The sequence below is a fragment of the Methylopila sp. Yamaguchi genome (genome assembly GCF_002897035.1).
GTDB lineage: Bacteria > Pseudomonadota > Alphaproteobacteria > Rhizobiales > Methylopilaceae > Methylopila.
Map to the genome: position 1 here is coordinate 1 of NZ_BAUX01000028.1, position 23637 is coordinate 23637.

A 23637-nucleotide genomic window follows, 5' to 3' on the forward strand; every position below is an offset into this window, starting at 1 on the left:
GGCCGCCCGCGCCAACGCCCGGCTGGAGGCCGCCGGCGAGAAGCGCGCCCTCGCCCTCGCCCGCATCCGCGACACGCGCGACATGACGCCCGGCGAGCTCGCTGCCGCGCTCGCCGGCGCCGAACGCGGCAGTCGCGAGGAGATCGACGCCCGGCTCGCTCGCGCGGTCTCCGCCCGCGACCGCATGGGGCCGGTCAATCTGCGCGCCGAGGAGGAGCTCGCCGAGGTCGAGGAGAGCCACGGCGGCCTCGCGGCGGAGCGCGCGGACCTGACGGAGGCGATCGCCCGGCTGCGCGGCGGCGTCCGCTCGTTGAACAGCGAGGGCCGCGCGCGGCTGCTCCAGGCCTTCGAACGGGTGGACGCGCATTTTCGAAAGCTGTTCGAGACGCTGTTCGGCGGAGGCGAGGCGCGGCTGGAGCTGGTCGAGAGCGACGATCCGCTCGAGGCCGGGCTCGAGGTCATCGCGCGGCCGCCCGGCAAGAAGCCCCAGACCTTGTCGCTGCTGTCCGGCGGCGAGCAGGCGCTGACGGCGCTCGCGCTCGTGTTCGGCGTGTTCCTGACCAACCCCTCGCCGGTCTGCGTGTTGGACGAGGTCGACGCCCCGCTCGACGACGCCAACGTCGAGCGCTTCTGCGCGCTGCTGGCGGAGATGCGCCGGACCACCGCCACGCGCTTCCTGACGGTGACGCACAACCCCATCACCATGGCGCACATGGATCGGCTGCTCGGGGTCACTATGGCCGAGCGCGGCGTCAGCCAGCTGGTCTCGGTCGACCTGCGCGCCGCCGAGCGGCTTCTCGAAGCCGTGTAGGCCCGGACACGAGGGGCGGGTCCTGATTGGTCCGATCCGCTGGAGCGACCTCGCCTATGACCTGGGCGCACTGGCGCGCGGGGCCGTCCTTGCCTATCAACGCGCCTGTTGAGCAAACGGCGTAAGCGATGAGCACGGCGACCCACCCTTCGATCACCGACACGACGCAGCCGGAGCGGCGGAGCCTGCTGCGGCGGTTCCTGGGCTACTACAGGCCGCACCGGAAACTGTTCCTGCTCGACTTCTCCTGCGCGGTGGCGTCCGGCCTGCTCGAACTCGGCTTCCCGATGGCGGTCAAGCTGTTCGTCGACCGGCTGCTGCCGAGCCAGGACTGGCTGCTGGTGGTGCTCGCCGGGATCGGCTTGTTCGCGGTCTATCTCGCGAACACCGGCCTGATGGTCGTGGTCACCTACTGGGGCCACATGCTCGGCATCAACATCGAGACCGAGATGCGCCGCAAGGCGTTCGACCACCTGCAGAAGCTGTCGTTCTCCTACTTCGACGGCCAGAAGACCGGTCACCTGGTCGGCCGCCTGACCAAGGATCTCGAGGAGATCGGCGAGGTCGCGCACCACGGGCCCGAGGATCTGTTCATCGCCTTGATGACGCTGGTCGGCGCCTTCGCGCTGATGTTCGCGGTCAATCCCCAGCTCGCCCTGATCACCGCAGCCGTGGTGCCGATCACCGGCTGGGTCACCAGCCGCTACGGCGGCCGCATGACGCGCAACTGGCATGAGCTCTACGGCCGGGTCGGCGGCTTCAACGCGCGCATCGAGGAGAACGTCGGCGGCATCCGGGTGGTGCAGGCCTTCGCCAACGAGGAGCACGAGCGCCGGCTGTTCGCCGAGGACAACCGCGGCTACCGGTCGACCAAGCTCCAGGCCTACCGCATCATGGCCGCGAGCACCTCGCTCAGCTACCTCAGCATGCGGCTCACCCAGGTGGTGGTGATGATCGCGGGCAGCTACTTCGTGATCACAGGCTCGCTCAGCCACGGCGGCTTCATCGGGTTCCTGCTGCTGATCGGCGTGTTCTTCCGCCCTGTCGAGAAGATCAACGCGGTGATCGAGACCTATCCCAAGGGGGTCGCGGGCTTCCGTCGCTACACGGAGTTCCTCGACACCGCCCCCGACATCGTGGACCGCCCGGACGCCGTGGCCGTAGACGGCCTGAAGGGCGACATCGCCTACGAGCGCGTCACCTTCGGCTACGGGTCGGGCAAGCCGGTGCTGCACGGCGTGGACTTCCGCGTCCGCGCCGGCGAGACGGTCGCCTTCGTGGGGCCGTCGGGCGCCGGCAAGACCACGATCTGCTCGCTGCTGCCGCGGTTCTACGACGTCGACGGCGGCCGCATCACGATCGACGGGATCGACGTGCGCGACATGACGCTGGCCTCGCTGCGCAGCCAGATCGGCGTGGTGCAGCAGGACGTCTTCCTGTTCGCCGGCACGATCCGCGAAAACATCGCCTACGGCCGCCTGGACGCCTCCGACGAGGACATCCTCGACGCGGCCCGGCGCGCGCGTCTCGACGCCATGATCGCGGCGCTTCCGGCCGGCCTCGACACCATCGTCGGCGAGCGCGGCGTGAAGCTCTCGGGCGGGCAGAAGCAGCGGCTCGCCATCGCCCGCATGTTCCTGAAGAACCCGCCGATCCTGATCCTCGACGAGGCCACCTCCGCGCTCGACGCGGAGACCGAACGGGCGATCCAGGGCTCGCTCGCGGAGCTCGCCCGCGGCCGCACCACCCTGATCATCGCGCATCGCCTGACGACGATCCGCAACGCGGACCGCATCTACGTGGTCGACAGCTCCGGCATCGTCGAGCAGGGCCGCCACGAGGAGCTGATCTCCCGCGACGGCGGCTACCGCAGGCTCTACGAGGCGGCCGCGGGCTGACCCTGCGGCCGGAGGGGCTCACCGCCCGGTCGCCGTCCGCAGCGAGCCGCCGAGGTTGTCGGTCGCGGCGCCGATCTGGCTGCGGAAACTGTCGCGGGCGCGCGGATCGACGATCGCCGCCGGCGCGGTCGCAGCCGCCCCGATCACCGACCCCACGCCCTGCGCCGTGCCGATTGCGGTCGCGCCGAGCGTCTCCGCGAGACCGAGGTTCGCGCCCGCGACCCGGTCGCCGGCGATGAGGCGGCGGCCGATCGCCTTCACCACTTCGGGGCTTTCGGCGAACTTCGTGTGGTTCAGCCCATCGCCCGCGCGGACGCCCGAGAGGTCGACCACGTTGATCCCGCGCTTAGCGAAATCCGCCTGCACGGCCGGCTGGGTCAGGTCGACGGAGCCCAGCCGCTGGACGCCGCCGGCGAGGCGCCGCGAGACCAGCAGCGCGCGATCGTCCTGAGAGGTGAAGATGGTGATGCGGTTCTCCGCCGGGCCGATCGCCTTCAGCTGCTCCTGGAACACATCGACGTCGAGGTCCGGCGAGGCGAGGATGATGTTCTTCAGCTTCGGCGGGACGGCCCCTCTGCGGATCGCGAGCTGCCGGACGGCTTCCATCGACAGCCAGCTGCCCATGGAGTGCGCCATCAGCGTGATCTCGGACACGTCCGGCCGCGCGGCGGCCTGAGCGATCATGCTCTCCAGGCTGTCGCGGGAGTAGTTCGCGCTTTCCCGGTCGTAGAGATAGCCGAAGACCGAGCCCCGCGACGGCCAGGTGAACAGGATCGGGGCGGCGTCCGCGCCGGAATCGTGGCTGATCTGGGCGAAGCGGAACACCGCCTCCTCGTAGGTCGAGTTGAAGCCGTGCACGAAGATCAACACGCGCTTCTTCGGGCCCGCCGTGCGGCGGTACCAGGCGTCCGCCCCCCCGTCCTTCAGCGGCTCGACCTTGAGCGCGACGAACTCCGTCGCCGGATTTCCCGGATTGCGGGCGGGATAGATCACGGCGCCGGGCTTCCGCACGCCGTCCGGCGGAATCGACACCAGGATGTTCTCGATCGAGAGGCCCTTGCCGCGGTCGCCGGAGAACACCACGCCCGGCACCGGCGAGGGTGCGCGGGTGGTGGCGACGAGCATGTCGACGGTGTGCGCGCCCGGCGCGCTGGCCGACACCGGCAGGAGCGTCGCGTAGGGACGGCCGCCGCAGCCGGAGAGCGCGAGCGCCGCGGCGACGAGGGCGGGAATTCGAATGGAGCGCAAGCGGGCGGCCTCGTCGACGCATAGCGGGCGCGACGCGGATCCCCACCCTACCGATCGCGGGGTCCATCGTTGGCGCCGCGGCGGCTTTTGCAAGCCTGCCCTTCGGGCGGAAGGCCGGTGCCGAGCTCGCCGTGACCTTCGAGCCACGTCAGTCCGCGGCGTCGCCCTGCTCGCTCTCGCGCGCGAGAAGGGCGCGCTTGCGCTCCACGCCCCAGCGATAGCCGGAGAGAGAGCCGTCCGTGCGCACCACCCTGTGGCAAGGAATCGCGACCGCCAGCGCGTTGGCGCCGCAGGCCTGCGCCACCGCGCGCACGGCCTTCGGCGCGCCGATCGCCGCGGCGACGTCGGCATAGCTCGCCGTCGCGCCCGCCGGCAGCTTCCGCAGCGCCTCCCAGACCCGGCGCTGGAACGCCGTGCCGCGGATGTCGAGCGGCAGGTCGAGGCCTTGGCCGGGGCGCTCGACGAGCCCCGTCACATCCGCCACCACGCGCTCGAAGCCCGCTTCGCCGCCGATCAGCTCCGCCTTCGGAAAGCGGTCCTGCAGGTCACGGACGAGCGCGTCGGGATCGCCGCCGAGCAGGATGGCGCAAACGCCGCGCGCGCTGGCCGCGACCAGCAGGGCGCCGAGCGAGCACTGCGCCACGGCGAAGCGGATCGCGGCGCCCTCCCCGCCCGCCCGGTAGGCGCTCGGGGGCATGCCGAGGGCGTCGTCCGCGACGGCGTAGAAGCGGCCGGTTGAGCTGAAGCCCGCCCCATAGATGGCGGAGGCGACCGAGGACCTGGGATCGCCGAGCTCGCGCCGTATCCGCCGCACCCGCTCGCCCTTGGCATAGGCCTTCGGCGTCAGGCCGGTCTCGGCCTTGAAGGCGCTGACGAGGCGGCCCGCGCTCGTCCCGCAGGCGCGCGCGAGCCGATCGAGCGCCGGCGGCTCCTCCGCCGCCTCGATGACGCGGCAGGCGCGCGCGACCAGCGCGGCGCGGGCGGCGGCGGGCGAGACCTCGTCCGGACGACAGCGCCGGCAGGGGCGGAAGCCCGCGGCCTCGGCGGCGGCCCCGTCGGCGTGGAAGGCGACGTTCTCCGGGTTCGCCCGGCGCGAGGGGCAGGAGGGGCGGCAATAGACCCCGGTCGTCCGGACCGAATAGACGAAGGCGCCGTCGGCGGAGGCGTCGCGCGCCGCGACGGCGACCCAGCGAGGGTCGCGTTCGGCGGAGGGGCGTTCGGCGGCGGCTGGGGCGGGCGCGGTCATGGTTCCGATCCTCTCATGGGGCGGGGAGGATGGGATAGCGCGGGGAGGCCGCGCGGGCGCTCCGGTTTTGGAGGTCAAATCCGAGGCGGAAACGAAAACGGCCCGGGACAGACCCGGGCCGTTCGTGGCGGAAGCCCGAAGGCTCCCGCAGCCGTTGTCGTCGAAGACGATCAGTCGTCCGAACCCTCGGAGCGCTTCTTGAGCGCCGCGCCGAGGATGTCGCCAAGCGAGGCGCCCGAGTCGGAGGAGCCGTACTGCGCGACGGCCTCCTTCTCTTCGAAGATCTCCAGCGCCTTGATGGACACCTGGACCTTGTGCGCCTTCTTGTCGAACTGCGTGATGCGGGCGTCGAACTTCTCGCCGACGGCGAAACGCTCGGGGCGCTGATCGGCGCGCTCGCGGGCGAGATCGTTGCGGCGGATGAAGGCCGTCAGGTCGGTGTCGACGATCTTGACCTCGAGACCGCCTTCCTTGACCTCGAGCACCTCGCAGGTGACGACCGAGTTCTTGCGGAGCTCGCCCGAGTCCACGAACGGATCGCCGCCGAGCTGCTTGACGCCCAGCGAGATGCGCTCCTTCTCGACGTCGACGTCGAGAACCTGAGCGCGGACGATGTCGCCCTTCTTGAACTCCTCGATGACCGCTTCGCCCGGACGGTTCCAGTCCAGGTCCGACAGATGCACCATGCCGTCGACGTCGCCGTCGAGGCCCAGGAACAGGCCGAACTCGGTCTTGTTCTTGACCTCGCCTTCGACCTCGGAGCCGACCGGGTACTTCTCGACGAAGGCTTCCCAGGGGTTCTGCATGGTCTGCTTGAGGCCAAGCGAGATCCGGCGCTTTACCGGATCGACCTCGAGCACCATCACCTCGACCTCCTGGGAGGTGGCGACGATCTTGCCCGGGTGGACGTTCTTCTTCACCCACGACATCTCGGAGACGTGGATCAGGCCTTCGATGCCCGGCTCCAGCTCCACGAAGGCGCCGTAGTCGGTGATGTTGGTGACGCGACCGGTGAAGCGGGTGTTCGCCGGGTACTTGGCCTCGATGCCCTGCCACGGATCGGCCAGCAGCTGCTTCATGCCGAGCGAGATGCGGTGGGTCTCGTGGTTGATCTTGATGATCTTCACCTTCACCTGCTGCCCGATCTGGAGCAGCTCGGTCGGGTGATTGACGCGGCGCCACGCGATGTCGGTGACGTGCAGCAGGCCGTCGATGCCGCCGAGGTCCACGAACGCGCCGTAGTCGGTGATGTTCTTGACGACGCCCTCGATGACCTGGCCCTCTTCGAGGTTCTGGACCAGCTCCTGGCGCATCTCGGCGCGGGACTCTTCAAGCACGGTGCGGCGCGACACGACGATGTTGCCGCGGCGGCGATCCATCTTGAGGATCTGGAACGGCTGCGGCGTGCCCATGAGCGGGCCGACGTCGCGCACCGGGCGGATGTCGACCTGGCTGCGCGGCAGGAACGCGGTCGCGCCCTCGAGGTCGACGGTGAAGCCGCCCTTGACCTGATTGAAGATGACGCCTTCGACCTTCTGGTTGTCGTTGAAGGCCTGCTCGAGCTTGACCCAGCTTTCCTCGCGGCGCGCCTTGTCGCGCGACAGCACGGCTTCGCCGAGCGCGTTCTCGACGCGCTCCAGATAGACCTCGACGACGTCGCCGACCTTGAGCGGGTTCTCGCGGCCGTGGCCGGTGAACTCCTTGACCGCGACGCGGCCCTCGGTCTTGAGGCCGACGTCGATGACGGCCATGTCCTTTTCGATCGCGGTGATCGTGCCCTTGATCACCGAACCTTCGGCGATGTCGGCGGTCGCAAACGATTCTTCGAGCAGCGCGGCGAAATCTTCGCGCGAGGGTGCGGCTGCGGCAGTGGCGTTCATGAAATCTCCTGCCCGTCTTCGGGCTTAGCGGCGCCGGCGTTCGGGTTGACGAAACGGCCGATCGGGCGTCCGCCGTCCGGTGCTCGCCTCCGCGTTGCGAAGACGGGCCGGCGCCGGGAACGGGGGCGACCTTGGGCCGTGTCCGGGAAGTCTGGAGATGCGCGGCGGTCGCGATCGGCGGAAGCCGACCGAGCGAGCCAGCGTGAGCAACCCTACTCAGTCCGGACGCGGGTGGTTAGCAGATCAGGCGCGCCTGCGCAACGCGAGCGTCAGGGCGTTCGCGCGAACGCGGCCGCGCGGTTCCGCGAGGCCGCGAGAACCGCCCGCGGGGAGCGATCTTCGCGCGCGGTCCCGCCGGAAATCAGCGGGCTGCGGCGGTCTGCAGGCGGGGCGCCGCCGAGGCCTGGGCGGCGCGAGACGTGGCGCCGGGCTCGCCGAACCCGATCAGCACCTTCCAGCCGGCGTAGCGCTTCGCCGGCGGCAGCGAAACCTCGTCGACCAGATAGGAGAAGTGGCTGACCTTCTCCGACGGCTTCAGCGGCGCCTGGATCCGCGCGGCGCGCACGGCCGCCGTCTTGCCGGAGGGGTCGACGACCGTCACCGCGATCGGAGCCGTCACGGCGTCGGCCGCGGAGCCGTTCACCTTCGCGCGGCCGACGAGCGCGACGCGCAGGATCGTTTCGGCCCCCAGGTTGGCGCAGTCGCGGGCGGCGGAGAGCAGGGATAGCTGGGCCGGCTCTGCGGCGTAGGCGTCCGCCTCCTTCCGCACGATCACCTCGGGGCAATTGCGCCCGACGCGCGACGTGACGCCGCCGGCGGCGAGCTTCGCCGCGACAGCCTTGGAGCTGCGGAGGGTCTCGGCGGCGCCGGCTGCGCCGGCGCAGCCGGCCACGACCGCGAGGCCAAGCGCCGCGCGGCAGACGATACGAATGACGGTCGACATGACTGTCTCCAAAACGTTCAACGCCCGATCACTACAGGCATTAACGAATCAGGCGAAAGTGAGCCTTTGGGATACAGTCAAGCAAATATCGCGCTTACGCACGGCGATCGGCGACGAAGCGGGCCGCGGCGACGAGGGGCTCGGCCCGCGCTCCGAAGGACGCGATCGCGGCGGTCGCCTGCGCCGTGAGCGTCTCGAGGCGCGCGCGGGCGCCGTCTCGCCCGAGCAGATCGACCAGCGTCGCCTTGCCCGCCGCCGCGTCCTTGCCCGTGGCCTTCCCTACCGTCTCGGCCGCTCCTTCGGCGTCGAGCAGGTCGTCGGCGATCTGGAACGCCGCGCCCAGCGCCTGGGCGTAAACGCCGAGCGCCGCCCGGTCCGCCTCGTCGGCGCGGCCGAGCACGGCGGCCATCTGGATCGGGGCCGCGATCAGCGCGCCGGTCTTCATCGCCTGAATGCGACCCACAGAGGCCTCGTCATGCGCTTCGCGGCCATTGGAAAAGCGGCCCTCGGCGGCGAGGTCCAGCATCTGGCCGCCGACCATCCCTCCGAACCCCGCCGCGCGGGCGAGAATGCGCACGAGCGCGATCCGCGCCGCCGGATCGGGGTCGACCCGCGGATCGCTCAGCACGTCGAAGGCGAGCGTCAGCAGGGCGTCGCCGGCGAGGATGGCGGTCGCCTCGTCGAAGGCGCGGTGCACGGTCGGTCGCCCCCTGCGAAGGTCGTCGTCGTCCATGGCGGGCAGGTCGTCGTGGATCAGGCTGTAGCCGTGCACGCACTCGACGGCGAGGCAGGCCCGCAGCGCCCGCTCGGGGGCTACGTCGAACAGTTCGGCCGCCGCGAGCCCTAGAGCCGGCCGCAGCCGCTTGCCGCCGCCGAGCATGGCGTGGCGCATGGCGTCGACGAGCCGCGCGGGGCGCGCGGTCTCCCCGGCCTCGGGCTCGGAGGTGAGCAGCGCGTCGAGCGCGGTCTCCACCGCGGCCGCGACGGAGGCGAGGCGATGGTCGAAGGATGCGTCGGTCACGTAAGCCGAACTCCGAGAGGGTCGCCGGCCCCGTGCCCGAGCGGGCGGGCGACGTCAAGCCGCCGTGAGATGGCGGCCGCGGATCGCTCTGCTAAGATGGCGTCGTCCCGCCCAGCAGGACGTGCGATATTCGCCAAGGCGCCTGACACCGCAGAATGGGCGCGAGGATGACGTCCAAAATTCTGTTCGGACTTATGACGCTGCTCGGCCTCGCCCTGGCGCTCGTGATCGACGCAGGAGAGAACTCCGTCTGCCGGACAATCACCTGCATGCGGGCGGAGTACGCCGTCGGCGACAAGGTGTGCTTCACGACGACAAATTCGTTCGCCATTCACATTGGGGCTGGGAACGGGGCGTTCGCCCAATTCTATTTCATTGTTCGCAACATCGTCACGGCGCCGGAATACACGGTCGTGCAAGCTGCCGACTACAAGGTCATCGGGCTGTTTGAGGAAGGCGCCCTCTTCCCGCTAACGAAGGACCCTGTCTCGAGAAGCAACGGCTGCGCGATCGTCGAGTGACGGCGTCGCTTGTTCGTGACCCCGGGCCAGCGCCTCGGTGTGGCGGGAACGGCCCGGCTGGGTATGATGGCCACGGACGCCTACAGACCAATGCGCGTCCGAACTGACGGGGCGGCGGCGTAGATGGCGGCAATGTACGGCTTCGGAACGGCGGCCGTCCGCGGGCGGCCCTCGGTCCTCCGCAAAGCCGTGGTCGCGCTGCTCCTGATCGCGGCGACGCCTTTCGTCCTCACGTTGATCTACACGGTCGTTCCCCCGGTCTCGACGCCCATGCTCGCGCGCTGGCTGACGCTCAGGCCGGTCACGCGGACCTGGGTTCCGCTCGCGAACGTGTCGCCCGCCCTGCCCCGCGCGGTGATCGTCTCCGAGGACGCGCGCTTCTGCGTCCACGCCGGGGTCGACTGGCAGGCGATCAGCCTCGTGATGGACCGCGACGGCGGCCCTAACAGGGGGGCGTCCACGATCACCATGCAAGTCGCGAAGAATCTCTTCCTGTGGCAGGGCGCGCCCTATCTGCGGAAGCCGTTCGAGATCGTGCTGGCGCACTGGATCGACCTCGTCTGGTCGAAACGGCGGGTGATGGAGGTCTATCTCAACATCGCGGAATGGGGCCCCGACGGCGTGTTCGGCGCGGAAGCCGGCGCTCGCCGCGCCTTCGGCAAGAGCGCCGCCCGCCTCAGCGCGCGCGAGGCCGCGGTGCTGACGGCCGCGCTGCCGAATCCGGTGCTGCGCGACCCCAAGCGGCCAAGCCGCCACGCCTCGACCCTCGCCTCGGTGATCATCCGCCGGGCAGGAAACGCCGCCGGGCTGACGGGGTGCCTCGCCCGCTGAGCTTTGATCGCGCCATTCCCCCGCGAGGGGGCTGGCGTTTCCGGCATGATGCCGCTATAAGCCCGCCCCTGAGTTAAGGCGGCGCGACGCTCCGCCCGCACATCCGCGCGCGCATACGCGCTGCGACCCGATCCGACGGAGTGAATGACATGGCCGTTCCGAAGCGAAAGACCTCCCCGATGAAGCGCGGCCACCGCCGCTCGGCCGACGCGCTCAAGGCCCCGACCTATGTGGAAGACAAGGACTCGGGCGAACTGCGCCGCCCGCACCATGTGGACCTGAAGACCGGCATGTACCGCGGCCGCCAGATCCTGACCCCGAAGGAAGCCTAAGGCCTCCCACGAGGTCCGGATATCCGGATCCGACATCGAGTTCTGCGTCACGCCCGGCCCTCGCGCCGGGCGTCGTCGTTTCGGAAGGGCTCAGGCGAGGTCGGGGTCGTCCGCCAGCGCCCTGCGCGCGGCCTCGCGGTGGCGGTCGGTCATATGCATGCGCACGTTGGCGATCGCGGCGGCGAGGATGCTCGCGTCGTCCGCGAAGCCGAGGAGCGGCAGAAAGTCCGGCACGGCGTCCACGGGCAGCACGAAATAAGCCAGCGCGCCGATCAGCGTCGCCCGCACATGCAGCGGCGTCTCTCGGTCGAAGGCGCAGTAGTAGGCTGCGACCGCGTCCTCGGCGAAGGGGATCGACCGCGCGACCTTCTTCAGCTTAGGCCAGAACTCGCGGCTCACCCGCGAGGCGTCGCGCTCGAATCCGCCGCCCGTGCCTGCGTCCATGCCTCGTCTCCTCGATCAGGCCAGGTGCGACCCATCGCCGGACAAGGTGGCCCCGCACCACCCGGCGATCAAGCCTCGACCGCCGCCTTCTCCTCGAGCGCCTCCATGTCCTCGTCCGAGAGCCCGAAATGGTGGCCGATCTCATGGATCAGGACGTGTGAGACGATCGCGCCGAGCGTTTCCTCGTGCTCCGCCCAGTAATCCAGGATTGGGCGGCGATAGAGATGGATGACGTTCGGCATCTGCCCGGTCTGCGCGACGGCGGCGCCCTGCGCCAGGCCGATCCCCGTGAACAGCCCGAGCAGGTCGAACTCGCTCTCCGCGCCGAGCTCGCGCATCACCTCCTCGGTAGGAAAATCATCGACCTGGATGACGACGCCGTCGGCCAGTTCCCGAAACGACATTGGGAGGCCCAACAGCGTTTCGCGCGCCATCGCCTCGATGTCGGCGAGGCTCGGCGCCGGCATCGCCGCCCAGTCCATCGGCTTCCTCATCACTGCCCTCCCGGAGCGCCGTAGGTCGCGAGCGCCCATGCGATCAGCGCGACGGAAGCGAGGATAGCAAGCCCTCGCCCGAACCGCCGAGCCCAGAGCTCGACCCCATCCTCAGGCTCGCCCACGGGCCGGGCTCCCTGTGCCGTCGACCCGCCGAACAGATCCTCGCTGGGCCGAAGGTCTGCGTGCGGGGTCCGCGAGTCGTCTTGTCGCATTTTCTTGAGCCTCTTTGGAACGGATCTCAGTCTGGCGCAGTTTAACGCACACGAGAAGTCAATAACGACGCTTGCCGCTGGAGTTGAAACGCTCTGCGACCGGCCTCTCTGCCGGGCGGCCGAGCCTGATCTCGCGCTGGACCCGCCGGAGACTGCGCGCCAGCGCCTAGCCCGGCCGAGTAAGCGTTTAGCCGTTGGATTTATCTGCTGCACCGACAAACCGGAGAGAAACACTCATGAAGACCATTCTCTATTCGACCGCCTTCGCCGCCGGCCTCGCCGCTCTCTCGCTGACGCCTGCTTCCGCCGCGGGCCTGATGACCAAGGCGCCGGTCGCGACCGCGCCTCTGGTTACGGACGTGGCGTGCCGCACCGTCGAAACCCGCAAGGTCCGTAACGGCGTGACCCGGATCGAGCGCAAGGAGGTCTGCAACAACGACCGCTACGAGCGCCGCGTCTACCGCGAGCGCGACCGCCATTATTCCGAGCGCCGCTACGTCGACCGCCGCGACGACCGCCCAGGCTTCAACATCCGCATCGGTCAGTAAGTCCGCGCTAACCGCCGAAAGGAAAACGCCCCGGTTCGCCGGGGCGTTTTCCTTGCGCGTCGTGCTCCCGCGTGCGCAGGACGATGACAGACGCGTGAAGCGCCCTATCTGCCGCGCTCGCTGGACGTGAACGGCTGTGAACGGCTTGTGAACGCCGATCTCAGCGGAAGTTCACCAATGGCGAGCGACCATCGATCCCATAAAACGCCACGACGCACGTGGCGATGACGTGAACCGAGGAGTATTCTCATGAAGGGTCTGATCTTGTCGGCCGGCCTGGCTCTCGGCCTCGGCGGCCTCAGCCTCGCTCCCGCCGCCGCTGCTCCGCTCGCGCCCGCCGGCGTCTTCGCCGCGCCGACGCTGGTCGACCAGGTCGCCTGTCGCACGGTGACGAAGTCGGTTCGGCGGAATGGCGTGACGCGCGTCACCAAGACGCAGCAGTGCACGCCCAACCGCTACAGCCAGCGCCGCTACTATGGCAACGGCGGGCGGGGCTACGAGCGCCGCGTCTACCGGAGCGATCGCCGGTACTACCGCCCGGCCCCGCGCCCGGGCTTCACGGTCCGCGTTAACCCGTGATCGCCTGATCTTAACAGGTCTTAACGCCTGTTAATAGAGAGGCCCGGATCGTTCGTAGATCCGGGCCTTTTGCTGTCTGCGCGGCCGTACGGCGCCTCGCCGAAAGTTTTACGCGAAGTCTTCACCGCGCCGAGCACTTGCCGTGATTTCGCCATGACTGGGCTCGATCGTTCTCAGCCATGGGGCATGAGGCGTCGTTCGTGTCTTGGGGAGTAGCGTAAGATGAGAGTTCTGCTTCTGGGAGCGGCCGCGGCGATCGCTGGCGGAGCCGCGCTGTTGGCGACGCCGGCGTCCGCCGGGTCCTACTTCGAGTTCGGCGTCGGGCCGTCGCGGCCCTATTACGCGCCGCCCCCTCCCGTGTACTACGCCCCGCGTCGCGCCTACTACTACGAGCCGGCGCCGGTGTATTACGCGCCCCCGCGCGAAGTGTGCCGGGTGCGGACCATCCGCGAGTGGGGTCCCTACGGTCCTTACGACAAGCGCGTCGAGACCTGCCGCCGCCACGACGGCTGGTGACCGCGGCGCCGCCGGACCGCGGCGCGGCGACGGCGGCTCACCACAAGGTCTTGGCGGCCTTCGCCGGCCACTCCTGGTCGTAGGCGTCGCCGCCGATGCGGTCGGCGCTAATCGCCGCCAGAATGCGGCCCGGCGTGGGGACGGCTCCCGGGGCGACGAAGGTGGTCGGGTCCCAGAGGCCGGAGCGCATGATGGCGCGGGCGCACTGGAAGTAGACCGCCTCGATGGCGATCACGAGCGCGGTGCGCGGCGCCGCGCCGTCCACAGCGAAAGACGCGAGCAGCTCGGCGTCGGCCGAGATCGCCGCGCGTCCGTTCACCCTGAGCGTCACCCCGGAGCCCGGGATCAGGAACAGCAGCGCCACGCGCGGGTCGACGAGCACGTTGCGGAGGGAATCGATCCGGTTGTTGCCGCGGCGGTCCGGCAGGATCAGCGTCGCGTCGTCCGCCACCCGGATGAAGCCGCGGCCGTCGCCGCGCGGCGAGCAGTCGAGGCCGTCGGGTCCTGACGTTGCGAGAGCGACGAAGGGCGACGCCTCGATCATCGCCCGGTACTCGGGGGTGAGACGCGCGACCTGCTTGACGAGCGAGGTTTCGGCCGGGCGGCCGTAGATCGCCTCGAGCTCAGCGGCGGTGGTGATCGTGCTCATGGGCGTCTCGTCGGCGGCGTGGAGGCTCAGCGGCGCTCGCTCGACATCGACATCACGATGCGGACCAGATCGGCGGCGTTCTTCGCGCCGATCTTCTCCATGATGCGCGCGCGGTGGACCTCGATCGTGCGAGGGCTGATCCCCAGCGCGCGGCCGGCCTCCTTGTTGGACTGGCCGCCCGCGACGAGAGACAGCACCTCGCGCTCGCGCGGGGTAAGTTGGTCGCTCACCGAGAGGTGGGAGCCGCCGTCCATCCGCGCCTCGGCGCGCGCGCCGCTCGCCGCGAGCGCCTCGACCACGCGGTCCACGATCCTCAGGGGATCGAACGGCTTTTCGATGAAGTCGAGAGCGCCGTGCCGGATGGCCTCGACCGCCATCGGGATGTCGCCGGAGCCGGACACGATGAACACCGGCGCCGCGTAGTGCCGCTGATTGAGCCGCTTAAGGATCTCAAGCCCGGACAGACCCGGCATCATGACGTCCAGCAGGACGCATGCGGGCGTTTCGCGCTCGGCCCTTTCCAGAAACTCCGCGCCGTCGGCGAAAGCCAGAGGGTCGAAGCCGTCGGCCTCAAAGGCCGCGGTCAGAACGTCTCGGATCGCCTCGTCGTCGTCGACGATAAATATTCTCTGCTGAGCCCCTCGGGAGACTGCCATAGGTTTACGCCGACGCTCCCCATTCGCGCTAATGCATACGTCAAAATACTCAGCCTGGAACTTCTGCGGGAAGAATTGGGAGAGCGCAAGCGGGCGGCCCCGGAACCCTACGAAATCCGGGCGATTGAGGCCCGTTCGATCCAGCCTGCGAGCCGCGCGCCAGCCTCCGCCACTTGGGCGGGCTCGCGGAGGTAGCAGAGCCGCAGGAAGCCCTCGCCGCCGGCCCCGAACGCGGTTCCCGGCGCCACCCCGACCAGCGCCTCGTCGACGAGCCTCAGCGCCAGCGCGCGCGTGTCCGGCATGCCGTCGATCGCGACGAACAGGTAGAACGCGCCCGCCGGCTCGGCGTAGCGAACCCGTCCGGTGGCGGACAAAGCCTCCACCAGCGCCGCCCGGCTCGCCGCCGCGCGCTCGATCTGATGCGTGATGAAGGGATCGCCCTGCTCGACCGCCGCCACCGCGCCGCGCTGGAGGAACGGCGGCACGCCGGAGGTCGAGTACTGGATCAGGCTCTCGATGGTCGGCCCGAGGGAGGGATCGGCCTCGATCCAGCCCATCCGCCAGCCGGTCATCGCCCAGTTCTTCGAGAAGGTGTTGGTGTAGAGGATGCGGTCTTCCGGATCGGCGACGTCGTGGAACGACGGCGCGCGGCCGCCGGCGTAGACGAAGCGGCCGTAGACCTCGTCGGCGATGATCCAGAGCCCGTGCCGCCGCGCGAGCGCCAGAAGGTTCTTGAGGTCGTCGAGGCTCGCGACCCAGCCCGTCGGGTTCGACGGCGAGTTGACGAGGATCGCCCGCGTGCGAGACGTGACCGCCGCCTCCAGGCGCTCGATGTCCGGCGTCCAGCCGTCGTTGCCGAAGCCCATGGGCACCTGCACCGGCCTCGCGCCGCCGACGCCGGCCGCCGCCGCGAAATTGGGCCAGGCCGGGGTGGGCACGATCACCTCGTCGCCGGCCCCAGCCACCAGTCGGATCGAGATCTGAATCGCCTGCATGCCGCCGACGGTGACGTAGAAGCGCGTGTGGTCTTCGGGGACGCCGTAGAGGCGGGCGTGGTAGCGCGCGAGCGCCGCCCGAAGCTCCGGCACGCCGGCCTGCCAGGTGTAGAAGGTCTCGCCGCCCGCGAGCGCGGCCGAGGCCGCGTCGGCGATGAAGCCCGGCGTCGGCAGATCGCCCTCCCCGACCCAGAGCGGGATCAGCCCCTCGCGGCCCCGGCCGTAGTTGAACACTTCGACGATGCCGCTCTTGGGCGCCCGGCGGGCGGGCTCGGCGAGGGCGGCGAACAGGGAAGACGAGGTCATGGCGGAGGAATGTCGATCTCTGGGGCTGCGGGCCGCCGCACCTTACCCGCGGGGCGGCGCGGCCGGGGATGAATATCCGTGACCGAAATCATCACGTCGGCGTCGCGCGTTCAGAGCAGGCGCGCCATCGCGAGCCGCGGCCCCAGCGCGTCGAGGCCGATCGCCCGCTCGCGGGCGCGAACCTGGGCGAGGCCCGGCGCGAGCTGCGCCTCGTCCGCCGCGAGAAAGCCGAGGCTGCGGTAGAACGGGGCGTTCCAGGGCACGTCGCGAAAGGTCGTGAGCGTGACGGCGGGCCAGAACGCCCATGCGGCGTGCTCCAGCGCCGCCGCCATGAGCGCGCGCCCGAGCCCGCGCCGCCTGTAGGCGGGATCGACGGCGAGAGTGTAGACATGCAAGGCCTCGTCCAGCGGCGCCGCGGCGACGAAGCCCGCCGCCCCGCCGTCGTCGGCCTCGCCGACGAGCAGCAGCCCGCCCGCCAGCGCCTGCCGGAGCGGCTCCTCGGGCGGGAGCGCTCCTTCCGACGGAAGGCGGATGCCGACGGTCTCGAACAGGCGGTCGGCGCGGGCTTCAAGCGCGCAGAGCGTAGCCGGGTCGTCGTCCCGGCCGTTCCGCAGCCGAAAGCCGCCCGGAGCGCTCAGCCCTCGTAGCCTTCGATCGCGATCAGGTCGATCTCGACCGCGCCGTCGCGCCTGGCCTTAGCGCGCTGGTACTCGGGCGATCTCCAGCAAGCGACGGCCTGCTCGTAGGAGGGGAACTCGATCACGACATTACGGGCGCGAGCCTCGCCCTCGAGCGCCTCCAGCTTGCCGCCGCGCACGAGAAATCGGGCGTCGTACTTGGCGAAGGCCTCGGCGTTGTCGTTGCGGTAGGCGTCGTAGCCGGCCTGGTCCTTGATGTGGATGCGAACGATCCAATAGCCCTTGGGCATGCAGTGCGTCTCCTGGCTCCGGCGCGGCTTCGCGCGCGGGGACCCGCAGGGATACGCCGCCCGGGCCGAGAATCAACCCGCCGCGGCGGCGATCTCGGCGACGATCGCCTCGGCGGCCGCGCGGGGGTCCTCCGCCGAGAGGATCGGCCGCGCCACGACGAGGCGGTCGGCGCCGGCGCGGATCGCCTCGGCCGGCGTCGCGACCCGCTTCTGGTCGCCGAGCGCCGCGCCCGCCGGCCGCACGCCGGGCGTCACCGCGAGGAACGGCGAGGGCGCGATCCGGCGGACGGCGGGGAGATCAGTCGGCGCGCAGATCACCCCGTCGACGCCGGCCTCCCGCGCGTGCCGCACCCGCCGCGCGACCAGCGCTTCCGGGCCTTCGCGGAAGCCGGCCTCTTTGACGTCGGCCGCGTCCCAGGAGGTCAGCACCGTGACGCCGAGCACCTTCATCCGCGAACCGTCGCGGCCCGCGGCGGCGGCGCGCAGCGTCTGCGGATAGGCGTGTACTGTGAGAATCGACGCGCCGAGCTTCGCGACCTGCCGCGTCGCTTTCTCCACCGTCGCGCCGATGTCGTGGAGCTTGAGGTCCACGAACACCTGCTTGCCGGCGCCCGCCAGCCGCTCCGCCAGCACGAGCCCGCCGGCGAAGGAGAGCTCGTAGCCGATTTTGTAGAAGGTCACGGCGTCGCCGAGCCGGGCCACCATGGCCTCGGCGTCCGAGACGGTGGGCAGATCGAGGCCGACGATGAGCCGGTCGCGCGGGTCGAGCAATTCCGTCACGCCAGCCGCCCCGCTTCCGTCACGAGACGCGCCACGACCGAGGTCATGAAGTCGGCGATGCGGGGGTTCGCGAGCCGGCCGCCGTCGGTGAAGGCCTCCGCCGCATTGCCTACCGAGACCATTTCCGGCAGCACCAGCGCGCCGAGGCCGAGCTCCATCATCGCGCGCAGCTGCGTCAGGCCGCGGTAGCCGCCCATCACGCCGTTGGTGACGGAGCCCAGCGCGAAGACCTTGCTCTTGAACGCGGGCAGCGGAGGCTTGCCCTCGATGCTGACGCGGGACATCCAATCGAAGGCGTTCTTCAGCAGCGGCGGAAAGCTGGCGTTGTACTCTGGGCTCGCGACGAAGGCTCCGTGCTGCGCGAGGAACAAGTCGACCAGGGCCTTGGCGGGGGCCGGAACGCCCTCGCGCGCCTGCAGGTCGCCGTCGTAGAGCGGCAAGGGATAGTCCTTCAGCGAGATGTGCGTGGTCTCCGCGCCGGCGTCCTGGAGCGCACGCGCGACCACCGTCGCCAGCTTTTCGTTGAGCGACCCAGTGCGGATCGATCCCGCGAGCACGACGATTTTCGGCGCGGCCATAGCGTCTTCCTTCCAGCGGTCGTGCGTCGTGTGTCGAAGCGGCGTCGTCGGCGGGATCAGGCCGGGCGGCGGTAGATCCACACCCGGGCCGGCGGCAGGTTAAGCCAGACCCGCGGGGAGCCCGCCGCGGTCGTCTCCCCGATCGCCTCGCGCGGTATCGGGGGGACGACGCCATAGGTGAACTGGATGAACGGCGCGCCAGGGCGCGACATGTGGAAACAATCTTCCAGCAGCGCCACGCGCTGGCGGACGGGCTTGGTCAGCAGCGGAAGGCTGCACACCGTCGCCGTCAGCGGCTGCTCCAGCACGCCGGCGAGCGTCTGGCGGGCGGCGTAGGCGTCGCCTTGAACCACCGTCACGCCGGGAAAGCGCTTGCGCAGAAGCGTCACGAACTCCGGGTTGAACTCGATCAGCACCAGCCGCTCGGGCGCGACGCCGCGCTCGAGCAGCGCCTCCGTGACGGGACCGGTGCCGGGGCCGATCTCGAGAACCAGACCCGGCTCGCTCGGATCGACGTAGCGCGCCATCATGCGCGCCAGACCCTTGCCCGATGGGCTGACCGCGCCGGTCACGAGCGGCTTGTCGAACCAGGACTTCAGGAACCGCGCCTCGTCGGCGAGATCGATGCCCTTGGGGCGAGCGTCAGCGCGGCGAGGGGAGCGCCTTGCGGGCTCAAGCATGGACGACGAGGCTCCGGTGACGACACGAAGGCGAGACGACGGTCATACGATGATCAGGATCGCGCTTAAGTGACAAGCGCCGGATAGTCACGCTCCGCCGAAAAACTCTTTGACCCGCGAAAAGAACCCGGTGGATTCCGGATGGTTCGCCTCGGACTCCTCGGCTGCGAAGGCCTCCAGAAGCTCGCGCTGCTTGCGCGAGAGCTTCTGGGGGATCTCGACCACCGCCTGGATGTACATGTCGCCGAAATCCTTCGAACGCAGGATCGGCATGCCCTTGCCGCGCAAGCGGAACTGCATCCCGGATTGGGTGCCTTCGGGGATTTTGACGCGCGTCCGGCCGCCGTCGATGGTCGGGGCCTCGAATGAACCGCCGAGCGCCGCCGTCGTCATTGCGATCGGCACCCGACAGTAGAGATCGGCGCCGTCGCGCTGGAACAGCGCATGGTCTTCGAGCGACAGGAAGATGTAGAGGTCGCCCGACGGCCCGCCGCGCAGACCGGCCTCGCCCTCGCCCGACAGGCGGATGCGGGTGCCGTCCTCGACGCCCGCCGGGATAGCGACCTCGAGCGTGCGTTCCTTGGTGATGCGGCCGGCGCCGCCGCAGACGTCGCAAGGGTCGTCGATCACCTCGCCCCGGCCTTGGCAGGTCGGGCAGGTGCGCTCCATCAGGAAGAAGCCCTGGCTGGCGCGCACCTTGCCGGCGCCGCCGCAGGTGGCGCACTGCCGCGGCTTCGAGCCGGGCTTCGCGCCGGTGCCGGAGCAGGCCTCGCAGGCGAGGCTGGTCGGAATGCGGATCTGCGCGGTCTTGCCGGCGAAAGCGTCCTCGAGCGTGATCTCCATGTTGTAGCGGAGATCGGCGCCGCGCTCGCGCCCGCCGCTCGACCGGCCGCGCCCCTGGCCGCCCCCGCCGCCGAAGAACGAGTCGAAGATGTCGGACATGAAGTCCGACATGTCGGGGCCCGCGCCGCGGGTTCCGCCGCCGCCCATGCCCTGCTCGAAGGCGGCATGGCCGAAGCGGTCGTAGGCCGCCCGCTTGTCCGCGTCCTTCAGGCAGTCGTAGGCCGCATTGATCTCTTTAAAGTGGGCCTCGGCGGCGTGGTCGCCCGGATTGCGGTCCGGATGCCAGCGCATCGCCGCCTTCCGATAGGCCGCCTTGAGCTCGGCGTCGCTCGCCGTGCGCTCGACCTCGAGAACTTCGTAGAAGTCGCGTTTCGCCATCGTCTCTATCGTTGGGGTCGGCCGGCGCTGAGGCGCGCGGCGGGCTCTCTTACGAAGACGACCCCCGCGTCACGTCGCCCTGGGAGGGGCGGCGCGCAGCGGGGGCCGTTCCATCGAAACGCCGGACCTGATCAGGCCGACTTCTTGCGGTCGTCGACTTCCTCGAAGTCGGCGTCGACGACGTCGTCCTTCGGCTGGCCGCTCGTGGCGCCCGCTTCCGGCCCGCCGTCAGCGCCCTCGGGTCCCTGGGCGTACATCGCCTCGCCAAGCTTCATCGACGCCTGCATCAGCGCGTTGGTCTTGGCCTGGATGGCCTCGACGTCTTCGCTTGCGAGCGCGGTGCGAAGTTCGGCGACGGCCGCCTCGATCGCCGCCTTGTCGCCCGCCGGAGCCTTCTCGCCGAGGTCAGCCACCGTCTTCTCGGTGGAGTGGATCAGCGCCTCGCCCTGGTTCTTCGCCTCGACGAGCGCCCGGCGCTTCTTGTCCGCCTCGGCGTTGGCCTCGGCGTCCTTCACCATCTTCTCGATGTCGGCGTCCGACAGGCCGCCGGAGGCCTGGATGCGGATCTGCTGCTCCTTGTTCGTGGCCTTGTCCTTGGCGCCGACGTTGACGATGCCGTTCGCGTCGATGTCGAAGGTCACCTCGATCTGCGGCATGCCACGGGGCGCGGGCGGGATCCCGACGAGGTCGAACTGGCCGAGGATCTTGTTGTCCGCCGCCATTTCGCGCTCGCCCTGGAACACGCGGATCGTCACCGCGGTCTGGCCGTCCTCCGCCGTCGAGAAGGTCTGGCTCTTCTTCGTCGGGATCGTGGTGTTGCGGTCGATCAGGCGCGTGAACACGCCGCCGAGCGTCTCGATGCCGAGCGACAGCGGGGTCACGTCGAGCAGCAGGACATCCTTGACGTCGCCCTGCAGCACGCCGGCCTGGATCGCGGCGCCGATGGCGACGACCTCGTCCGGGTTGACGCCCTTGTTCGGCTCCTTGCCGAAGAACTGCTTCACCACTTCCTGGATCTTCGGCATGCGCGTCATGCCGCCGACCAGCACCACTTCGTCGATCTGGCCCGCCGACAGGCCGGCGTCCTTAAGCGCCGCCTTGCAGGGCTCGATCGTCCGCTGGACCAGATCGTCCACCAGGCTCTCGTACTTGGCGCGGGAGAGCTTCAGCGTGAGATGCTTCGGCCCGGTCGCGTCGGCGGTGATGTAAGGCAGGTTGATGTCGGTCTGCGCCGAGGACGACAGCTCGATCTTGGCCTTCTCGGCCGCTTCCTTAAGCCGCTGGAGGGCGAGCTTGTCGTTGCGCAGGTCGATGCCCTGCTCGCGTTTGAACTCGTCCGCGAAGTAGCCGACGAGGCGCATGTCGAAGTCTTCGCCGCCGAGGAAGGTATCGCCGTTGGTCGACTTCACCTCGAACACGCCGTCGCCGATCTCGAGGATCGATACGTCGAAGGTGCCGCCGCCGAGGTCGTAGACCGCGATGGTGCCGGATGTCTTCTTGTCGAGGCCGTAGGCGAGCGCCGCGGCCGTCGGCTCGTTGATGATGCGCAGCACCTCGAGGCCGGCGATGCGGCCGGCGTCCTTGGTCGCCTGGCGCTGGGCGTCGTTGAAGTAGGCCGGGACGGTGATCACCGCCTGGTCGACCTTCTGGCCGAGGTGGGCCTCGGCCGTCTCCTTCATCTTCTGCAGCGTGAAAGCGGAGATCTGCGCCGGGGAGTACGACTTGCCGTCGGCCTCGACCCAGGCGTCGCCGTCGCCGCCCTTCACGATCTTGTAGGGGACGAGCTTCTTGTCCTTCTCGACGGTCGGGTCCTCGAACCGGCGACCGATGAGGCGCTTGACCGCGAAGAAGGTCTTGTCGGGGTTGGTCACCGCCTGGCGCTTGGCCGGCTGGCCGACCAGACGCTCGCCGCCGTCCGCGAAGGCGACGATCGAGGGCGTGGTGCGCGCGCCTTCCGAATTTTCAATGACGCGAGCCTGCCCCCCGTCCATCACGGCGACGCAGGAGTTGGTGGTTCCGAGGTCAATCCCGATGACCTTGCCCATGTGTCCCATTCCTCTTCTCTGACGCGTTAAGCGGACCGAACCGGCCCCGTAGCGGCCTGACGCGAAACGCTCCGGGCGAAGCCCTCACGTCCCGTCGGTCCCTTGGAAATTCCGCGATTTCCGCGGGTCGGCGGGTATATAAGGAGAGGCCCAATAAGCCGCAAGGCGAGAGATGACGCGGGCGTGAGGGCGCGTTCGGCGCGGATGCGCGCCCACGATCCAGGAATTGACGGTCCCGGCGACGGCCTTCCCTCCGGGCGACCGCGGTCTCAGTCCAACCGGGTTTCCCGAAGCTGCGCGCGGCGGTTGGTGAGGTCCTCCGCGGCCGAGAGCAGCGCCACCTGGCATCCCGCGCTGACGACGCGCGGCGCATCGCCGGCGGCGAGCGTCAGCGGCGCGCCCGAGCCGTCTGCCCGTGTCAGCGCCACGCGGCCGGCGCCGGCCGCGACCGAGGTCACCTCGATCCTGTAGTCCGCGCCGCAGATCGGCGTTCGGGCGCGGTCCGCGAGCGTGATCACCCGGCTGGCGGCAAGCGCGGCGGTCTTCGCCTGTGTCTGCGCGGCGAGTTCGGTGGTCCGCCGCACGCGGTCGAGCATCGAGCCGGAGGGCGCCGGCTCCGCCGGTTCGGCCTTCGCGGCGGGCGCTGGATCGGTCTTCGCGGCGGGCGAGGCGGCGGGGCCGCCGGGCGATCCCGGAAGGTCGATCTTGGGAGCGAGTGCGGCGGTCTGCTGCGCGCCTCCGCCGACGATCGACGGCGTGGCCGGAGCGGAGGAGGCCACTGTCGCCGACGCGCCCTGGGCCAGCTTCGCCTCGCCCGGGCCGGTGGGGGAAGCCGCGGCGACATCCCTCGCCGGGGCCGGCTCGTCCTTCGGTTTGAGCCAGCCGGTCGTGGACTGGATCAGGTCGTAGGCCACGCTGTCCTTCGGGGCGCTGAGCACCTGCATGGCGGCGGCGCCGAGATAGCCGCCGATGGCGACCACGGCGGCGCCGGCGGCGCCTTTCACCACTTTCCCGAAGGTCCCGCCGCGCGACGGCGGCTCGGATGCGTTTTCCTGGCTCGACAAGGCCCTGCCCCGTTTAGGAGGATCGGATCGTTCCACCCGCATAGTCATATGATCAGGATCGGGCGACCTCAACCTCCGATGAAGCATGTCCCGGGCTACCTCAACCCTGAGCGTCAGAGCGCCCTGCTCGCGCTGCTGCGCGTGGCCGTCGCCGAGGCGCCGCTGTTCACGCCGACGATGCCGCGCACGGGCAAGCCGTTCTCGGTGC

The 23637-nt window shown here is 70.0% G+C and carries 27 protein-coding genes and 1 pseudogene; 9 read left to right on the forward strand and 19 right to left on the reverse strand.

Annotated features, from left to right (window positions below; genetic code table 11):
* Both METY_RS20285 and METY_RS20290 read left to right on the forward strand, forming a co-directional pair.
* Positions 1-811 (forward strand): annotated as a pseudogene (locus tag METY_RS20285) (chromosome segregation protein SMC); the annotation flags it as partial.
* A gap of 185 nt (positions 812-996) precedes the next feature.
* Entirely contained in the window at positions 997-2709 is a 1713-nt protein-coding gene (locus tag METY_RS20290; RefSeq protein WP_103123232.1) for an ABC transporter ATP-binding protein, read from the forward strand.
* Positions 2710-2727: 18 nt separating this feature from the next.
* Here METY_RS20290 and METY_RS20295 read toward each other — a convergent pair whose 3' ends face one another.
* The 5 genes from METY_RS20295 to METY_RS20315 form a co-directional block, all read right to left on the reverse strand.
* Positions 2728-3957, reverse strand: a complete 1230-nt coding sequence (locus METY_RS20295; RefSeq protein ID WP_244593767.1) for an alpha/beta hydrolase — start codon at positions 3955-3957, stop codon at positions 2728-2730.
* A gap of 148 nt (positions 3958-4105) precedes the next feature.
* Complete coding sequence (gene ada / locus METY_RS20300) at positions 4106-5203, reverse strand: bifunctional DNA-binding transcriptional regulator/O6-methylguanine-DNA methyltransferase Ada (RefSeq protein WP_103123209.1); 1098 nt, start codon at positions 5201-5203, stop codon at positions 4106-4108.
* 170 nt (positions 5204-5373) lie between these two features.
* On the reverse strand, positions 5374-7083 hold the full coding sequence (gene rpsA, locus METY_RS20305) for a 30S ribosomal protein S1 (protein WP_103123210.1): 1710 nt from the start codon (positions 7081-7083) through the stop codon (positions 5374-5376).
* 361 nt (positions 7084-7444) lie between these two features.
* On the reverse strand, positions 7445-8026 hold the full coding sequence (locus METY_RS20310) for a hypothetical protein (protein WP_103123211.1): 582 nt from the start codon (positions 8024-8026) through the stop codon (positions 7445-7447).
* A gap of 94 nt (positions 8027-8120) precedes the next feature.
* A complete protein-coding gene (locus METY_RS20315) occupies positions 8121-9047 on the reverse strand; it encodes a polyprenyl synthetase family protein (RefSeq protein WP_103123212.1) in 927 nt (308 codons plus the stop codon).
* A gap of 194 nt (positions 9048-9241) precedes the next feature.
* On the opposite strand from METY_RS20315, the gene METY_RS20320 reads away from it, so the two are divergent.
* The 3 genes from METY_RS20320 to rpmF all read left to right on the forward strand — a co-directional run bounded on the left by METY_RS20320 (position 9242) and on the right by rpmF (position 10731).
* Positions 9242-9568, forward strand: a complete 327-nt coding sequence (locus tag METY_RS20320) for a hypothetical protein (RefSeq protein ID WP_146035774.1) — start codon at positions 9242-9244, stop codon at positions 9566-9568.
* Between the two features lie 132 nt (positions 9569-9700).
* Entirely contained in the window at positions 9701-10399 is a 699-nt protein-coding gene (gene mtgA, locus METY_RS20325; RefSeq protein ID WP_103123214.1) for a monofunctional biosynthetic peptidoglycan transglycosylase, read from the forward strand.
* Positions 10400-10548: 149 nt separating this feature from the next.
* A complete protein-coding gene (gene rpmF, locus METY_RS20330) occupies positions 10549-10731 on the forward strand; it encodes a 50S ribosomal protein L32 (RefSeq protein WP_020186752.1) in 183 nt (60 codons plus the stop codon).
* 90 nt (positions 10732-10821) lie between these two features.
* Here rpmF and METY_RS20335 read toward each other — a convergent pair whose 3' ends face one another.
* The 3 genes from METY_RS20335 to METY_RS21650 form a co-directional block, all read right to left on the reverse strand.
* Positions 10822-11175, reverse strand: a complete 354-nt coding sequence (locus METY_RS20335; RefSeq protein WP_103123215.1) for a YkvA family protein — start codon at positions 11173-11175, stop codon at positions 10822-10824.
* 68 nt (positions 11176-11243) lie between these two features.
* A complete protein-coding gene (locus tag METY_RS20340) occupies positions 11244-11669 on the reverse strand; it encodes a metallopeptidase family protein (protein ID WP_103123216.1) in 426 nt (141 codons plus the stop codon).
* Positions 11669-11794, reverse strand: a complete 126-nt coding sequence (locus METY_RS21650; protein ID WP_255401039.1) for a hypothetical protein — start codon at positions 11792-11794, stop codon at positions 11669-11671. The genes METY_RS20340 and METY_RS21650 overlap by 1 nt, the downstream gene beginning before the upstream one ends.
* 326 nt (positions 11795-12120) lie before the next feature.
* Between METY_RS21650 and METY_RS20350 the strand changes: the two genes are divergently transcribed.
* The 3 genes from METY_RS20350 (at position 12121) to METY_RS20360 (ending at position 13527) form a co-directional block, all read left to right on the forward strand.
* Positions 12121-12432, forward strand: coding sequence for a hypothetical protein (locus METY_RS20350; protein ID WP_103123218.1), 312 nt, complete (start codon positions 12121-12123; stop codon positions 12430-12432).
* A 249-nt stretch (positions 12433-12681) separates the two neighbouring features.
* Positions 12682-13011 carry a hypothetical protein gene (locus METY_RS20355; RefSeq protein ID WP_103123219.1) on the forward strand — a complete coding sequence of 110 codons (330 nt, stop codon included), beginning with the start codon at positions 12682-12684 and terminating at the stop codon, positions 13009-13011.
* Between the two features lie 222 nt (positions 13012-13233).
* Positions 13234-13527 carry a hypothetical protein gene (locus tag METY_RS20360; protein WP_103123220.1) on the forward strand — a complete coding sequence of 98 codons (294 nt, stop codon included), beginning with the start codon at positions 13234-13236 and terminating at the stop codon, positions 13525-13527.
* Between the two features lie 37 nt (positions 13528-13564).
* Here the strand turns inward: METY_RS20360 and METY_RS20365 are convergent, their stop codons facing one another.
* From METY_RS20365 to METY_RS20380, 4 genes are all read right to left on the reverse strand, one after another.
* Positions 13565-14176: a pyridoxamine 5'-phosphate oxidase family protein gene (locus METY_RS20365; RefSeq protein WP_103123221.1), complete on the reverse strand. Its 612-nt coding sequence runs from the start codon at positions 14174-14176 to the stop codon at positions 13565-13567.
* A gap of 26 nt (positions 14177-14202) precedes the next feature.
* The gene (locus tag METY_RS20370; RefSeq protein WP_103123222.1) at positions 14203-14832 is read right to left on the reverse strand and encodes a response regulator transcription factor; all 630 of its coding nucleotides are present in this window, start codon (positions 14830-14832) and stop codon (positions 14203-14205) included.
* Positions 14833-14939: 107 nt separating this feature from the next.
* Complete coding sequence (locus METY_RS20375; protein ID WP_103123223.1) at positions 14940-16133, reverse strand: pyridoxal phosphate-dependent aminotransferase; 1194 nt, start codon at positions 16131-16133, stop codon at positions 14940-14942.
* A gap of 110 nt (positions 16134-16243) precedes the next feature.
* Positions 16244-16612 (reverse strand): GNAT family N-acetyltransferase, encoded by a 369-nt coding sequence (locus METY_RS20380; protein ID WP_346433164.1) that lies wholly within the window; start codon positions 16610-16612, stop codon positions 16244-16246.
* Between METY_RS20380 and METY_RS21545 the strand changes: the two genes are divergently transcribed.
* Entirely contained in the window at positions 16523-16780 is a 258-nt protein-coding gene (locus METY_RS21545; protein ID WP_244593768.1) for a hypothetical protein, read from the forward strand. The genes METY_RS20380 and METY_RS21545 overlap by 90 nt on opposite strands.
* Here METY_RS21545 and METY_RS20385 read toward each other — a convergent pair.
* From METY_RS20385 to METY_RS21165, 7 genes are all read right to left on the reverse strand, one after another.
* A complete protein-coding gene (locus METY_RS20385; RefSeq protein WP_103123225.1) occupies positions 16768-17061 on the reverse strand; it encodes a DUF1330 domain-containing protein in 294 nt (97 codons plus the stop codon). The two genes, METY_RS21545 and METY_RS20385, sit on opposite strands and share 13 nt — an antisense overlap.
* A gap of 72 nt (positions 17062-17133) precedes the next feature.
* On the reverse strand, positions 17134-17841 hold the full coding sequence (gene pyrF / locus METY_RS20390) for an orotidine-5'-phosphate decarboxylase (protein ID WP_103123226.1): 708 nt from the start codon (positions 17839-17841) through the stop codon (positions 17134-17136).
* Positions 17838-18419, reverse strand: coding sequence for an NADPH-dependent FMN reductase (locus tag METY_RS20395; RefSeq protein ID WP_103123227.1), 582 nt, complete (start codon positions 18417-18419; stop codon positions 17838-17840). The genes pyrF and METY_RS20395 overlap by 4 nt, the downstream gene beginning before the upstream one ends.
* Positions 18420-18475: 56 nt before the next feature.
* Positions 18476-19099 carry a class I SAM-dependent methyltransferase gene (locus METY_RS20400; RefSeq protein WP_103123228.1) on the reverse strand — a complete coding sequence of 208 codons (624 nt, stop codon included), beginning with the start codon at positions 19097-19099 and terminating at the stop codon, positions 18476-18478.
* A gap of 87 nt (positions 19100-19186) precedes the next feature.
* Complete coding sequence (gene dnaJ, locus METY_RS20405; protein WP_103123229.1) at positions 19187-20320, reverse strand: molecular chaperone DnaJ; 1134 nt, start codon at positions 20318-20320, stop codon at positions 19187-19189.
* A 131-nt stretch (positions 20321-20451) separates the two neighbouring features.
* A complete protein-coding gene (dnaK, locus tag METY_RS20410; RefSeq protein WP_103123230.1) occupies positions 20452-22365 on the reverse strand; it encodes a molecular chaperone DnaK in 1914 nt (637 codons plus the stop codon).
* A gap of 269 nt (positions 22366-22634) precedes the next feature.
* On the reverse strand, positions 22635-23429 hold the full coding sequence (locus METY_RS21165; protein ID WP_160147399.1) for a hypothetical protein: 795 nt from the start codon (positions 23427-23429) through the stop codon (positions 22635-22637).
* Positions 23430-23637: the final 208 nt, after the last annotated feature.

Excerpts from the sequence above, each read along its gene's own strand:
- METY_RS20360 (WP_103123220.1), top strand. The coding sequence starts at position 13,234 with ATGAGAGTTCTGCTTCTGGGAGCGGCCGCGGCGATCGCTGGCGGAGCC.
- ada (WP_103123209.1), bottom strand. The coding sequence starts at position 5,203 with ATGACCGCGCCCGCCCCAGCCGCCGCCGAACGCCCCTCCGCCGAACGC.
- METY_RS20395 (WP_103123227.1), bottom strand. The coding sequence starts at position 18,419 with ATGGCCGCGCCGAAAATCGTCGTGCTCGCGGGATCGATCCGCACTGGG.
- METY_RS20335 (WP_103123215.1), bottom strand. The coding sequence starts at position 11,175 with ATGGACGCAGGCACGGGCGGCGGATTCGAGCGCGACGCCTCGCGGGTG.
- METY_RS20400 (WP_103123228.1), bottom strand. The coding sequence starts at position 19,099 with ATGCTTGAGCCCGCAAGGCGCTCCCCTCGCCGCGCTGACGCTCGCCCC.
- METY_RS20365 (WP_103123221.1), bottom strand. The coding sequence starts at position 14,176 with ATGAGCACGATCACCACCGCCGCTGAGCTCGAGGCGATCTACGGCCGC.
- mtgA (WP_103123214.1), top strand. The coding sequence starts at position 9,701 with ATGTACGGCTTCGGAACGGCGGCCGTCCGCGGGCGGCCCTCGGTCCTC.
- rpsA (WP_103123210.1), bottom strand. The coding sequence starts at position 7,083 with ATGAACGCCACTGCCGCAGCCGCACCCTCGCGCGAAGATTTCGCCGCG.
- rpmF (WP_020186752.1), top strand. The coding sequence starts at position 10,549 with ATGGCCGTTCCGAAGCGAAAGACCTCCCCGATGAAGCGCGGCCACCGC.
- dnaJ (WP_103123229.1), bottom strand. The coding sequence starts at position 20,320 with ATGGCGAAACGCGACTTCTACGAAGTTCTCGAGGTCGAGCGCACGGCG.
- METY_RS20340 (WP_103123216.1), bottom strand. The coding sequence starts at position 11,669 with ATGAGGAAGCCGATGGACTGGGCGGCGATGCCGGCGCCGAGCCTCGCC.
- dnaK (WP_103123230.1), bottom strand. The coding sequence starts at position 22,365 with ATGGGCAAGGTCATCGGGATTGACCTCGGAACCACCAACTCCTGCGTC.
- METY_RS20355 (WP_103123219.1), top strand. The coding sequence starts at position 12,682 with ATGAAGGGTCTGATCTTGTCGGCCGGCCTGGCTCTCGGCCTCGGCGGC.
- METY_RS20375 (WP_103123223.1), bottom strand. The coding sequence starts at position 16,133 with ATGACCTCGTCTTCCCTGTTCGCCGCCCTCGCCGAGCCCGCCCGCCGG.
- METY_RS20350 (WP_103123218.1), top strand. The coding sequence starts at position 12,121 with ATGAAGACCATTCTCTATTCGACCGCCTTCGCCGCCGGCCTCGCCGCT.
- METY_RS20370 (WP_103123222.1), bottom strand. The coding sequence starts at position 14,832 with ATGGCAGTCTCCCGAGGGGCTCAGCAGAGAATATTTATCGTCGACGAC.
- METY_RS21545 (WP_244593768.1), top strand. The coding sequence starts at position 16,523 with ATGCAAGGCCTCGTCCAGCGGCGCCGCGGCGACGAAGCCCGCCGCCCC.
- METY_RS20310 (WP_103123211.1), bottom strand. The coding sequence starts at position 8,026 with ATGTCGACCGTCATTCGTATCGTCTGCCGCGCGGCGCTTGGCCTCGCG.
- METY_RS20320 (WP_146035774.1), top strand. The coding sequence starts at position 9,242 with ATGACGCTGCTCGGCCTCGCCCTGGCGCTCGTGATCGACGCAGGAGAG.
- METY_RS20385 (WP_103123225.1), bottom strand. The coding sequence starts at position 17,061 with ATGCCCAAGGGCTATTGGATCGTTCGCATCCACATCAAGGACCAGGCC.